This window comes from Sphingomonas sp. ABOLE (genome assembly GCF_003950455.1).
GTDB classification, from domain to species: domain Bacteria; phylum Pseudomonadota; class Alphaproteobacteria; order Sphingomonadales; family Sphingomonadaceae; genus Sphingomonas; species Sphingomonas trueperi.
The window spans coordinates 20811-33839 of the sequence record NZ_QQWY01000034.1 but is presented as its reverse complement, the minus strand read 5'-3'; the positions used below and the strand labels follow the sequence as shown (position 1 = coordinate 33839).

Here is a 13029-nt window from a genome sequence, read left to right as displayed (position 1 = left end):
CTCCCATTTCGCGCGCACCTGTGTCTAAGCGTTTCGGTGCGCGGGTGGTGTCGCCCCCATCTGCGGGTGTCCGACTGCAATACTGCGTAACAGGCGCCATCGTGTCTGGCAACTATGCCTGACCAATTTGCCAGATAGCGTTGTCAGGCCGTTTTTCTGCCAGACAAGGCGCTTGCAAGTGGCCCGACCAAGTTTTACGCCTAGCCATCAAGAGCTTTTCGCCGCAAGCCTTTGGGAAGCGGACGGGGCCACTTCATGGATGAGGGGAGAGACTGTGGTTCGCACATTCGCACTATTGGCCTTTGCCGCCCTGCCGGCAAGCACGCTTCCCCTCGCTGCGGCCCCGCCCGTCGGCACCGCGCCCGCCGCTGCGCCCTGGCGCGACCTCATGCCCAAGGCGGACCTCTCCGGGTGGCACCGCACCGGCGGCAACGCGACCTACGAGGTGGTGGGCGACGAACTGGTCGGCCGCGCGGTGATCGGCAAGGGCAATAGCTGGCTGGTCTCGGACCAGCTCTATGGCGACTTCATCGTCGAGTTCGACGCCAAGACCGATCCGTCGCTCAACTCGGGGATGATGATCCGCGGCCAGAGCCGGCCCGAGTACCGCAACGGCGTGGTGTTCGGCTATCAGGCCGAGATCGACCCCTCGCCGCGCGCGTGGAGCGCCGGCCTCTATGACGAGCAGCGCCGCCAATGGCTGTTCACGCTCGGCCGCAACGAGGCCGCGCGCAAGGCCTTCAAATCGGGCGACTGGAACCATTACCGCGTCGAGGCGATCGGCAACCGCATCCGCACCTTCCTCAACGGCGTCCCCGCCGCCGACATCGTCGACGATACCGATGCGCGCGGCTTCCTCGCCTTCCAGGTCCACGCCCTGCCCGACGACGTTGCGGCCAAGGGCCCCGAGGTGCGCTTCAAGGGCCTGCGCATCATCACCGACTCGCCCGCCCGCTATGCGCTGCCCGAGACCAAGGTCGAGCAGCAGGGCTGGCAGTCGAACCAGCTGACCGCCGCCGAGCGCCGCGCGGGCTGGACGCTGTTGTGGGATGGCCGCACGTCTAAGGGCTGGCGCTCGGCCAAGGGCGGCGGCTTCCCGGCCAAGGGCTGGAGCATCGCCGACGGCATCCTGACGGTGGAGAAGAATGGCGGCGGCGGCGACATCGCCACCGCAGCCAACTACCGCAATTTCGAGCTTTCGGTCGATTTCCGGCTGAGCGAGGGTGCCAATAGCGGCATCAAGTATCTGCTGCCGCCGCTGCAGAATGGCGGCGTGTCGAGCGTCGGCTTCGAATATCAGTTGCTCGACGATGCGCGGCATCCCGACGCCAGGATGGGCCGCGACGGCAACCGCACGCTGGCCTCGCTCTACGACCTGATCCCGGCGCGCAACCTTTCCGACCCGTCGAGCCCCGGCAAACGCAACAACCCGCCGGGCGAGTGGAACCGCGCGACGATCCTGGTCCGCGGGAACCATGTCGAGCATTGGCTGAACGGCTTCAAGGTCGTCGAATATGAGCGCGGATCGGATGCGCTGAAGGCGGTAATCGCCCAGAGCAAGTTCGCCAAGATCGCCGGCTTCGGCACCACGGCCGAGGGCGCGATCCTGCTGCAGGATCATGGCGACCGGGTCGATTTCCGTTCGATCAAGCTGCGCCGTTTCTGAGGAATCTGCGCCGCACTGTTGCAATCACGACTATAAAGAACCGAGGGGAAGCACTGCCATGTTCGACCGTCGAACGATGATGAAGGGCGCCGCCGCGACCGGCGCACTGGCGATCAGCGCGAGCAGCTATGCGCGCATCCTGGGGGCGAACGACCGCATCCGCGTCGGCATCGTCGGCGTCAACGGCCGCGGCCAGGCGCATATGAGCGCCTTCGCCAAGCAGCCCAATGTCCAGGTCACCCATTTCGCGGACGTCGACTCCGCGGTGCTCGCCAAGCGCGCCGGCGAGTTCGCCCAGCGGCACGGCAACAAGGTCGAGACCACCGGCGACTATCGCCGGCTGCTCGACACCAAGGCGGTCGACGTGATCACCATCGCGACGCCCGATCACTGGCATGCCAAGGTCGCGATCGACGCGATGAACGCGGGCCGCAACGTCTATATCGAAAAGCCGATCGGCATCGCGCCGGCCGAGGGCGAGGCGCTGATCGCCGCGCAGAAGCGCACCGGCCGCGTGCTCCAGGTCGGCAACCAGCAGCGCTCGAGCGTCGAGACCCGCCAGCTGCTCGACCTGATCCGCGCCGGCGAGCTGGGCGACGTCTACGAGGCGCAGACCTGGTACGCGAACAACCGCAAGTCGATCGGCAGGGGCCAGATCGTGCCGCCCCCCGCCAATCTCGACTGGGCCATGTGGCAGGGGCCGCGGCCGCGCGGACCGTACCGCTCGAACCTCGTCCACTATAACTGGCACTGGTTCTGGCAATACGGCACCGGCGAGATCTGCAACAACGCGATGCACGAGCTCGACATCGCGCGCTGGCTGATGGGCGTGACCTACCCCAGCACCGTCACCGCGCGCGGCGCCCGCCGCTTCTACCAGGGCGACGACTGGGAGATGTATGATTCGCTCGCGCTGAACCTCGGCTTCGACGGCGGGCGGACGATCCGCTGGGACGGCGAGAGCTGCAACGGCATGCTCCGCTATGGCCGGGGTCGCGGGACGCTGCTGCTCGGCACCAAGGGCTCGGCAGTGGTCGATCGCAACGGCTTCGAGCTGTACGACTTGGCCGGCAAGCGGATCCGCGAGGTGAAGGCACCGGCGGAATCGGAGACGACCGGCACCGTCGGCGAAGGCGCGCTCGACGTCTACCACGCCGCCAACTTCCTCGGCGTGGTCCGCGGTACCGAGACGGCGCTGCACTCGCCGATCCAGGAGGGGCATATCAGCACCACGCTCTGCCATCTCGGCAACATGGCCTATCGCACCGGCGGCGCGATCACCGTCGACCCCGCCACCGGCAAGCCGAAGGAAGCCGCCGCGCTGAAGCTCTGGGCGGTCGACTATGAGCCCGGCTGGGAGGTGCGCGGCTGAGATGACGGGTGCGGCGGCGAGCGTGGCGCGGTTCGCCGCCATGGGTACGCGGGTCGAGCTGCATGTGTTCGGCTGCGACGACCCCGCCGCGCTTGCCGCCGCCAGGGCCGCGATCCTCTCGGTCGAAGACGCGCTGACCATCCACCGCCCCTCGCCCACCACGGCGCTCAACGACGCGCTCTCCAGCGGCGGAAACGCGGTGGTGGAGGACCGGCTGCTGTTCGGCGCACTGGTCCAGGTGGATGCGCTGTGGCGCGGGACCGGCGGACTGTTCGACCCCAGCCTCGGCCACTGGTCTGCACTCACGATCGACCGCGCCAGCCGCCGCGTCTCCAGCACCCGTCCGCTGACCTTCGATTTCGGCGGTTTCGGCAAGGGCTATGCGCTTGATCGCGCTGTCACCGCCCTCCGCGCGATGGGCGTACCCTCCGCCCTGCTCTCCGCCGGGGAGAGCTCGATCGCGGTGCTCGGCCAGCATCCCCTCGGCGGCGACTGGCCGCTCGCGGTGCCGCACCCCGCGAACGACGGCGCATGGCTGGTCGAGCTGGAGCTGCAGGACGCGGCGCTGTCGATCTCGTCCACCATCGGCCCCGGTGCCGCCAAACCGGGCCGCGCCGCAATGATCCGGCCGACCGACGGCGCGATCGTCACCACCGCCGCCACCGCCATCGCGGCCGCCGCGACCGGCGCCGAGGCCGAGGCGCTGAGCACCGCGCTGCTCGTCTCCGACCCCGTCGCCCGCGATCGGCTGTGCGCCGCCGCCCCCGAACAACGTTTTCTCTTTCCCCATGCCGCGCCCGTCGGCGCCGAGCGAGCACTGGAACCTACCGCATGACCGACGACGATTTCGCGCTTTCCCGCCGCACCTTCCTCGATCGCGTACTGCTCGCCTCCGCGGGCGTAGGGATGAGCGCCGCCGCACCCTGGGCGGCCCGTGCCGCCGAGGACATCGCCAAGGGCCCGCGCGTCCGCATCGGCGTGATCGGCACCGGCGATCGCGGCCGCACACTGATCCAGAACCTCAACAAGACGCGCAACTGCACCGTCGCCGCGCTCTGCGACAATTTCGAGCCGCACATGGCCAAGGCGCGCGCCTATGTGCCGGCGAACACGCCGATTTTCACCGATCATCGCAAGATGCTCGAGGCCAAGGGCATCGACGCGGTGGTGATCGCCACCCCGCTCGATCTCCATGCCCGCCACACGATCGACGCGCTCGAGGCGGGCTATCCCGTGTTCTGCGAGAAGGCGATGGCGCGGACGATCGCCGATTGCAGCGCGATGGTCACCCGCGCCCGTGCACGCGGCAAGATCCTCCAGATCGGCCATCAGCGGCTGTTCAACCCGACCTATCTCAACGCGCTCAAGCGCGCCCAGGCAGGCGAGATCGGAAACATCACCCAGATCCGCGCCAGCTGGCACCGCAACCGCAGCTGGCGCCGCCAGATCCCGCCCGGCGGCACCGAGCGCGAGATCAACTGGCGGCTCTACCGCGATCGCTCGGCCGGGCTGATGACCGAACTGGCGACGCACCAGCTTCAGGTCGCCAACTGGTTCATGGGCGGGTTGCCCACGCGGGTGATGGGCTCCGGCAGCATCTGCTTCTGGAAGGACGGCCGCGACGTCTACGACCAGGTCGCGCTGATCTACGATTACTCCGATGGTCGGAAGGTGATCTACACCTCGATGCTCAACAATGCCCGCTATGGCTGCGAGGAGCAGATCCAGGGCAGCAAGGGCACGATCGAGCCAGAGCTCGGCCGAATCTACCAGGAGGTCCAGCCGGGCGCCGTCCCCGCGCTCGCCCGCATGCGCGCGGACGTGCAGGCGGGCCGCAAGAACACCGTGCCGATCGGCGGCGCGACCTGGTTCCCCGAACTCCCCGTCACCACCCCCGGCGACTCGCTCGGCTGGGGCGAATATGACGAGACGATGCTCCAGTTCGAGGGCTTCGGCGAAGCGGTGCGCAGCGGCAAGGAAGTGCCCGGCCTGCTCGCCCAGGCCTATTATGCCAGCGTCGCCTCGCTGCTCGGCGAGCAGGCCATCGACCAGGGCCAGGCGCTCGCCTGGCCGGCCGACCTCGTCACCTTCTGACCTTCTCCCAAAGGGACCTTAGCATGGACATGATCGACCGCCGCCTGCTCCTCGCCAGCGCCGGCCTTATCGGTGCCGGGCTCGCCGGCACGGCGCGTGCGCAATCGACCGCGCAGGGCAACGGCGTCTCCGCCAATGCCGCGCCGACCGGGCCGGACCCGACTGCCAAGGACCGCATCCGCTTCGCCGTGATCGGGCTCGACCATTCGCACATCTATGCGATGACCGATGCGCTGATCCGCGGCGGCGGCACGCTGGTGGCGGTGCATGCGAGCGACCCCAAGCAGCTGGTCCCCTTCCGCGCCCGCTATGGCGACGTGAAGGTCGCCCGCAGCGAGGCCGAGATCCTCGACGACAAGAGCGTCCAGGTGGTCGCCAGTGCCTCGATCCCCAATCTTCGCGCGCCGCTCGGCGTGCGGGTGATGCGCGCGGGCAAGGATTTCCTCTCGGACAAGCCGGGCATCACCAGCCTCGCCCAGCTCGCCGAGGTGCGCCGCACGATCGCCGAGACAAGGCGCAAGTTCGCGATCATGTATTCGGAGCGGCTCGAGGTGCGCGCCGCGGTGAAGGCGGGCGAGCTGGTCCATGCCGGGGCGATCGGCCGCGTGGTGCAGACGATCAACATCGCCCCGCACCGGGTGAGCGCGCCCAGCCGCCCCGAATGGTTCTGGGACGTCGCCAACTATGGCGGCATCCTCACCGATATCGGCAGCCATCAGGCGGACCAGTTCGTCTTCTACACCGGCTCCACCGAAGCGCAGGTGGTGGCATCGCAGGTCGGCAATTTCGCCACGCCGAACCATCCGAAGTTCCAGGATTTCGGCGACATGATGATGACCGGCAATGGCGGCACCGGCTATGTCCGCGTCGACTGGTACACGCCGGACGGCCTGCCGACCTGGGGCGACGGTCGCGTCTTCATCCTCGGCACCGAGGGTTACATAGAGTTGCGAAAGTACGTCGACATCCAGGGGCGGCCCGGCGGCAACCACCTGTTTATCGCCGATCGCCAGGGCACCCGCTATATCGACTGCAGCACGGTGCCGCTGCCCTTCGGCCCGCAATTCGTCACCGATGTGGTCCAGCGCACCGAAATCGCGCAGAACCAGGCACAGGCGCTGCTCGCCGCCGAGCTGGTGCTGACCGCGCAGGACAAGGCGCGGACGCTCGCGGGCGGGCAGCGGCCGCCGGTACAGGACGGCTGACCCGCCGCGATGACGGCAGGGGAAGGTCCGCTCCGCAACGGACCTTCCCATGCTGCCCGACAGCAACGCCGCCATCCACCTGATTGGCTTCGAAATAGCGCCGCCGTGGCCCGAGGCTCGCGTCAGGGCATGGGGCGATTCCCTGCACCATTGCGTCTCCGCTACCACTCCATTCCGGACCAAGTTGCCCTTTGCGAACCGCCCGCGCTCCGCGATGAAGGGGTGAACATAGCAGAAACATGCAAACCCTCCGCGCCAGCACCGCGGGCCCTTGTTTTGGCCGGCGTGCGTATCGAGCGTGCGAAGCGCCGGAGACGTCTGGTCAGGGGTGGGTGCACATGCCGACATTCGAACAGGATGCGTTGGAACATGCCGCGCCAGGTTTGGCAGCCGCGCCACCCGACGCCGGATGGCCGACGGACCAGTCGCATCGCCCCGCCCCGCACGATGCGGCCATCCTCGACGCCGCGCCGTCGATCCCGGAAGCGGCGGCCTCGCACGCGGCGATCGTTGCGTACGCACGAATAGTCCTGGAGCGGGCCGGTGCAGGCCGCGACGAAGCACCGGCTCCACACGACGCGACGGCACCAGCCCTGGACCTCGTTGGCGCACGGGACCTGTTCGTCCAGATCCTGATCGCCGATGCGCTGCTCGACATCGATGTCGGTGCGCAGCATCCGGTAATCGAGACCGTTGTGCGGGAGGTCGTGCGGCATCGCCGGGCAGCCGACCGTGCGCGGCAGACCAGCGCCGATCGCTACTATGACCTGTCGGGCGACGTGGGCGAACTCGCCCAGATCCTGCTGCTGTTCGCGCGACTGAGCAGGCGCGACCTGATCGCCGCGCACTGCGCCCCGCCGCTCGCGGTGTTGCTCGCCTATGCCGAGGCCGACGGGGTGCTCCCCACCTGGGTATTGCCGAACAATGCCGCACCCGACGCGGTGGAGACGGTCGCCAGCCTCGTCTTCGGGCTCGCGCGCTGGGACGCGCGCAGGTTCCTCGGCATGATCGTCGCGGGCGCCCGCTGGATCGCGGACCGCCAGCAGCCGGACGGCAGCTGGGGCTCCGCCGCGGGAATCGACCCCTATCATGGCACCTGGCTGACGCTGCGGCTGCTGGGCGCGGTGATGCCCAACCATCCCGCTGTCGCGCGCGGCGCTCGCTTTCTGCATACGAGCCGCCGGCCTGGCCGCGGTTGGGGAGTCGACGGTGCCGATCCCCTCGCCACCGCGCTGGCCGTGCTCGCGCTGCGGGCGAGCCGTACCGCGCTTCCGCCGGAGCTGGCCGGCGAAGCGCGCGCCATTCTCGCACCCGGCGCCGCCGGCTGGCAGGCACGCCCGCTGCTGCGCTTCGCTCGCACGGCCGCCGGCCTGCCGGTTCTGGTCGATCATGGCAGCAGCGCGACGACGGCGCTGTTCGCCTTGAAGGCAAGCACCGCATTGGAGCCCGGCCGCTCCCGCTGATCGACCGCATGACGGCGTCGCCGTGCAGCCAGACCCCGGCAAACCCCCGAGGAGACGTTCACCGAAATTTATGGCTCTTTCGGCAAACCAGGCCGTCAAACCAAAGCAAAAGCTTGGAAAAGGAGAGGAGCCGATATGTCGAAATGGGCATTGTTGCTGTCCGCGGGCGTGCTTGCCCTGGCCGCACCGGCGGCGGCGCAGGATCTGCGCGGATCCGCCGCCAACACCCCGCCTGAGGCGGACAATGAGTCGCCCAATTCGGCGGACATCGTCGTCACCGCCACCCGCCGTTCAGAGCGCCTGTCCAACGTGCCGATCGCGGTGTCTGCCTTCGGCCAGGCGGCGCTGCAGAATTCGGGCGCGACGGACATCCGGCAGATGACGCAGATCGCTCCCTCGCTGCTCGTCTCCTCCACCGGCTCCGAAGCCAACGCCTCGGCCCGCGTGCGCGGCATCGGCACGGTCGGCGACAATCCCGGCCTGGAGAGCTCGGTCGCGGTGTTCATCGACGGCATCTATCGCAGCCGAACCGGATCGGGCCTCAACGACATGGGCGAGATCGAGCGGATCGAGGTGCTGCGCGGGCCGCAGGGCACGCTCTCGGGCCGCAACTCCTCGGCGGGCGCGATCAGCATCTACACCAAGGTTCCCGAGTTCAAGTTCGGCGGGTTCGCCGAGGCGACCTATGGCAATTTCGACGCCGTCCGCCTATCCGGCGCCCTGACCGGTCCGCTGGTGAAGGACCTCGTCGCCTTCCGCCTCGACGGCGTCTATTCGAAGCGCGACGGCTATCTGCACGACGTGGTCAACAAGACCGATTACAACGACCGCGACCGCTATTTCGTCCGCGGCCAGCTGCTGTTCACAGTCACCCCCGATCTCGGCATCCGCCTGATCGCCGACTATACTCATCGCAACGAGAAATGCTGCGGCGCGGTCTATATGGACACGCGCGAGAAGCTGGACCCCACCCCCGGCAAGCCCGGCGACTTCGCGATCAATCCGGCCGGCAACCGCATCACCGCGATCCTGCGCAGCATGGGCGGCGTGCTGCCGAGCGAAGGCGCTCCTTATAACCGCCAGATCGCGCAGACCCCCGGCCGCGCCTACACCAACCTCACCACCGACTATGGCCTCTCGGCGCGTGTTCGCTGGAACCTCGGCGCGACCCAGCTGACCTCGCTCACCGCATACCGCGAGTACAAGTCGGCGGGCGCGGGCGACATCGATTACGGCAATGTCGACATCGCCTATCGCCCCGATGACGGCAACGCCTATCGCCAGTTCCACACCTTCAGCCATGAGAGCCGCTTCTCGGGCACGATCCTGGGCGACAGGCTCGACTGGCTGGTCGGCGGCTATTACGCCCACGAGAAGCTGCGCGTGGCGGACAATCTGCGCTTCGGCACCCAATATGGCGCCTTCGCCGCGTGCCGGATGGTGGCGACGATCAACCCGGCCGCGGCACTGCGCGACCCCACCCGCCCCGGCTGCCTCAGCGCCGCCGGCCGCGCGGTGCTCACCCCGGCGGTGGGGTCGCAGATCATCGGCGGCATCGATCGCCTCAGCACGCTCAACGATCGCGGCTCGACGCTCGACCTGTACGACCAGACCAGCAACAACTGGGCCCTCTTCACCCACAATATCTACAAGCTGACCAAGACGCTCAGCTTCACGCTCGGCGCACGCTACACGCGGGAAAGCAAGTCGCTGAAGGCCGCGTTCAACAACAACAACACGGTCTGCCCGGCGCAGCAGGCGGCGCTGGGCCCGCTGCTCGTCAGCACCAACGCGACGCTGCAGTCGCTGGCGGGCGGCATCGTTACGCTGACCTGCACCGGCAACTCCACCGCGGCGCTGACCGGCGTGCCCTTCGCGGACAAGTTCAAGGAAGGCCAGCTGACCGGCACCGCGGTGCTTTCGTGGAAGCCGGCGGAGAGCACGCTCTTCTATGCCTCCTATGCGCGCGGCTACAAGGCAGGCGGCTACAATCTCGATCGTTCCGACCTGTCCACGACGGTCTTCGCCACCCCGCGCCCGGCATCGGTCACCAACCTGCGCTTCGATCCCGAGACGGTGAACGCGTTCGAGATCGGCGCCAAGTACAGCGCGCGCCACATAACCGCGAACATGGCGCTGTATCGCTCCGAGTTCACCAACTTCCAGCTCAACACCTTCAACGGCACCAGCTATATCGTCCAGAATATCGGCGGGTGCAGCAGCGCGCTGAACGGTGCCGATCGCGACAACAGCTCGGCCACCGGCGCCTGCACCGGCAGCGTCGGCAAGGGGGTAGTGACCCAGGGCGTGGAACTGGAGCTCGGCTTCTATCCCACCTCCAACTTCACGGTGAACCTCGGCTACACGCTGGCCGATGCCAAGTACCAGCGCGATCTGGTCGGCTCCAAGGCGGGCGAGCCGCTCAATGCAGCGCTGTTCCTGCTCCCCGGAAGCCAGATGTCGAACGCCCCCCGCAACACGGTGACCAGCGCGGTGACCTGGACCCCGCCGATCGGCAGCAACGGCATGACCGGGCTGTTCTATGTCGATGGCCGCATGACCAGCGATTACAACACCGGCTCGGACCTGTTCGTCGAGAAGCTGCAGGACGGCTTCGTGACGATGAACGCGCGCATCGGCGTGCGTGGGCCCGACGAGAAATGGGCGGTGGAGCTGTGGGCGCAGAACCTGCTCGACACCGACTACCAGCAGGTCGCGTTCAACCTTCCCTTCCAGGGCGCGGGCAGTCGCTCGCAGGTCCAGGCGTTCGGCGCGCCCAGCTTTGCCGTGGGCAATGCGATGTTCGGGTCGTTTCTGGCCGAGCCACGCACCTATGGTCTGACGGTGCGCACGCGGTTCTGAGGGCGCACGGCCGGGCGGCGCATCGCCGCCTCCCGGCTGGTCCCACGCGATTTCTACCCTCTGCCGCGCGCCGTGGGTGCGTTCAGCCCGCGACCTTCGCCAGCAGCCGCTCGATCCCCGCCACGGCTTCCGGCTCGTCGAGGGTCGGCGCATGGCCCACCCGCCGCACCGTCACCAGCTCGGTGCCGGGCACCCGCGCGACCATCTTCTCCGCCGTCTCGGCGCGCAGGATGTCCGAGCGTTCGCCGCGTACCACCAGCAACGGGCGACCGGCGAGCGCGTCGATCGTCGGCCACATGTCCGGCCCGGCCTCATTGCCCGGCACGCGGAACGGCTCGGCGATCTTCATGTCGTAATCGAGCACGATGCGACCCTGGCTGTTCACCCGGTGGAGCCGCTTGGCCATCGCCAGCCAGTCCTCGATCCGATAGTCCGGATAGACGTCCCCGTTCGCCTCGGCAACGCCGCGCGCCGCGTGCATCCAGGTCGGGTACCAGACCTGCTTGCCGACATAGGTGCGGATCCGCGCCAGCCCCGCCGGGTTCAGCTCCGGCCCGACATCGTTGAGCACCGCGCCGGCCAGCTTGCCCCCGTCGGTCGCGGCGAGCAGCATCGTCACGATGCCGCCGAGCGAGGTGCCGACCGCGACGAACTTCTCGATCTTCAGCTCGGCGAGCAGCGCCTCGACATCCTGCAGATAGACGAGCGGCACATAGCTCATCGGATCCTTGGCATAGGCGCTCTCGCCCCGCCCCCGAAATTCGACGCAGAGCACCCGCCAGTCGCTCGAGAGGCGTGTCGCCAGGTCGGCGAAGTCGCGCGCGTTGCGGGTAAGGCCCGGGAAGCAGAGCAGCGGCGGGCGGTCGTCGCGCCCCGGATAGTCGCGATAATGCAGCCGCAGGCCGTCTTTCGACCACCAAACGCCATCGGAGTAGTTGCGCCGATCACCCATCGCGCCCCATATCGCCGCATGGCCTTCGCTCCGCAACAGGCGATCCTCGAACTCGGGGATGGCTTCTACGATCCGGTGGCGCCCGCGCGCTTCCCCCAGACGATCCTCCGCTTCCGCAACGACCGCGCCGCCGCGAGCGTGGGGCTGGAGGGGCTGAGCGACGCCGAATGGCTCGCCCATTTCGCCCGGTTCGAGCCGCTCAAGGGCAGCCTGCCCCAGCCGCTGGCGCTGCGCTATCACGGCCACCAGTTCCGCGTGTACAATCCCGAGATCGGCGACGGCCGCGGCTTCCTGTTCGCGCAGATGATCGACGATTCCGGCCGGCTGATGGACCTAGGCACCAAGGGATCGGGCCAGACGCCGTACAGCCGCTTCGGCGACGGCCGCCTGACCCTGAAGGGCGGCGTCCGCGAGATCCTCGCCACCGAGATGCTCGAGGCGCTGGGCGTCGAGACCAGCCGTACCTTCTCGCTGGTCGAGACTGGCGAATCGCTCCATCGCGGCGACGAGCCCTCCCCTACCCGTTCCGCGGTGCTGGTGCGGCTCAACCATGGCCATATCCGCATCGGCGTGTTCCAGCGCCTCGCCTATTTCCAGGACGTGGAAGGCCTGCGGAAGCTCACCGCCTATGTGCTGCGCCACTATTTCGGCGAGCAGGACGGGCCCGACGCGCCGCAGCGGCTACTCGCCCATGTCGTCGCCCGCACCGCGCGGATGGCGGGGCAGTTCATGGCCGCGGGTTTCGTCCACGGGGTGCTCAACAGCGACAATATCAACGTCACCGGCGAGAGCTTCGACTATGGCCCCTGGCGCTTCGCCCCCAGCTGGGCGGCGAACTTCACCGCCGCCTATTTCGACCAGAACGGTCTCTACGCCTTCGGCCGCCAGCCCGAGGCGATCTATTGGGACGTGATGCAGCTCGCCATTTCGCTGCGCCTGATCGCCGAGGAAGCGCCGCTGATCGCCGCGCTCGAAGGCTTCGCCCCGGCCTATCATCGCGAGGAGGCCAATGCCGTTCTCTGGCGCCTCGGTGTCCAGCCGCGCGACGACGCGAGCGACCGCGCGCTCACCGAAGCCGTGGAGGTGGCGCTCAACCAGACCGGCACGCTGCTCCACCGTTTCTATTTCGACGCATTCGGTGGCACCCTGCCCGAACGCTATGGCGCGGAGTTCGCCGAGGTCCGCAGCCGCCTCGCCGACTATCGCCCGCGCAAGGCGCGCGACCACGTCTATTGGCGCGGCGCGCCCCGTTCGATGCTGATCGACGAGGTCGAATCGCTGTGGTCCGCGATCGCGGAGCGGGACGACTGGGCGCCGATCGAGGCAAAGATCGCGGCGATCCGCGAGATGGGCGAGGCTCTGGCCTAGCGCCGCGAAATCGGGCAAAGCGATCGTAACAGGGGCAACGAACCAGA

General features: G+C 68.2%; 9 protein-coding genes. 8 read left to right on the top strand and 1 reads right to left on the bottom strand.

Features of this window, described 5'->3' with window-relative positions:
* Positions 1 to 274 precede the first annotated feature (274 nt).
* The 7 genes from CA234_RS18185 to CA234_RS18155 all read left to right on the top strand — a co-directional run bounded on the left by CA234_RS18185 (position 275) and on the right by CA234_RS18155 (position 10662).
* Positions 275 to 1666, top strand: a complete 1392-nt coding sequence (locus CA234_RS18185; RefSeq protein ID WP_241213573.1) for a DUF1080 domain-containing protein — start codon at positions 275 to 277, stop codon at positions 1664 to 1666.
* 58 nt (positions 1667 to 1724) lie between these two features.
* A complete protein-coding gene (locus CA234_RS18180) occupies positions 1725 to 3038 on the top strand; it encodes a Gfo/Idh/MocA family oxidoreductase (protein WP_125975333.1) in 1314 nt (437 codons plus the stop codon).
* A 1-nt stretch (position 3039) separates the two neighbouring features.
* On the top strand, positions 3040 to 3873 hold the full coding sequence (locus CA234_RS18175; protein WP_125975331.1) for an FAD:protein FMN transferase: 834 nt from the start codon (positions 3040 to 3042) through the stop codon (positions 3871 to 3873).
* Positions 3870 to 5132 (top strand): Gfo/Idh/MocA family oxidoreductase, encoded by a 1263-nt coding sequence (locus CA234_RS18170; protein ID WP_125975329.1) that lies wholly within the window; start codon positions 3870 to 3872, stop codon positions 5130 to 5132. Before CA234_RS18175 ends, CA234_RS18170 begins: the two co-directional genes overlap by 4 nt.
* A 23-nt stretch (positions 5133 to 5155) precedes the next feature.
* On the top strand, positions 5156 to 6337 hold the full coding sequence (locus tag CA234_RS18165; protein ID WP_126002405.1) for a Gfo/Idh/MocA family oxidoreductase: 1182 nt from the start codon (positions 5156 to 5158) through the stop codon (positions 6335 to 6337).
* A 338-nt stretch (positions 6338 to 6675) separates the two neighbouring features.
* Positions 6676 to 7800 (top strand): hypothetical protein, encoded by a 1125-nt coding sequence (locus CA234_RS18160; protein WP_125975325.1) that lies wholly within the window; start codon positions 6676 to 6678, stop codon positions 7798 to 7800.
* A 135-nt stretch (positions 7801 to 7935) separates the two neighbouring features.
* Positions 7936 to 10662 (top strand): TonB-dependent receptor, encoded by a 2727-nt coding sequence (locus tag CA234_RS18155; protein WP_125975323.1) that lies wholly within the window; start codon positions 7936 to 7938, stop codon positions 10660 to 10662.
* Positions 10663 to 10744: 82 nt separating this feature from the next.
* On the opposite strand, the gene CA234_RS18150 is transcribed toward CA234_RS18155, so the two are convergent.
* Positions 10745 to 11614, bottom strand: coding sequence for an alpha/beta hydrolase (locus tag CA234_RS18150; protein ID WP_125975321.1), 870 nt, complete (start codon positions 11612 to 11614; stop codon positions 10745 to 10747).
* An 18-nt stretch (positions 11615 to 11632) separates the two neighbouring features.
* On the opposite strand from CA234_RS18150, the gene CA234_RS18145 reads away from it, so the two are divergent.
* Positions 11633 to 12982 (top strand): protein adenylyltransferase SelO family protein, encoded by a 1350-nt coding sequence (locus CA234_RS18145; RefSeq protein ID WP_125975319.1) that lies wholly within the window; start codon positions 11633 to 11635, stop codon positions 12980 to 12982.
* Positions 12983 to 13029 lie beyond the last annotated feature (47 nt).

Coding starts and splice junctions, on each gene's coding strand:
- CA234_RS18160 (WP_125975325.1), top strand. CDS start 6,676: ATGCCGACATTCGAACAGGATGCGTTGGAACATGCCGCGCCAGGTTTG.
- CA234_RS18180 (WP_125975333.1), top strand. CDS start 1,725: ATGTTCGACCGTCGAACGATGATGAAGGGCGCCGCCGCGACCGGCGCA.
- CA234_RS18175 (WP_125975331.1), top strand. CDS start 3,040: ATGACGGGTGCGGCGGCGAGCGTGGCGCGGTTCGCCGCCATGGGTACG.
- CA234_RS18165 (WP_126002405.1), top strand. CDS start 5,156: ATGGACATGATCGACCGCCGCCTGCTCCTCGCCAGCGCCGGCCTTATC.
- CA234_RS18170 (WP_125975329.1), top strand. CDS start 3,870: ATGACCGACGACGATTTCGCGCTTTCCCGCCGCACCTTCCTCGATCGC.
- CA234_RS18145 (WP_125975319.1), top strand. CDS start 11,633: ATGGCCTTCGCTCCGCAACAGGCGATCCTCGAACTCGGGGATGGCTTC.
- CA234_RS18150 (WP_125975321.1), bottom strand. CDS start 11,614: ATGGGTGATCGGCGCAACTACTCCGATGGCGTTTGGTGGTCGAAAGAC.
- CA234_RS18155 (WP_125975323.1), top strand. CDS start 7,936: ATGTCGAAATGGGCATTGTTGCTGTCCGCGGGCGTGCTTGCCCTGGCC.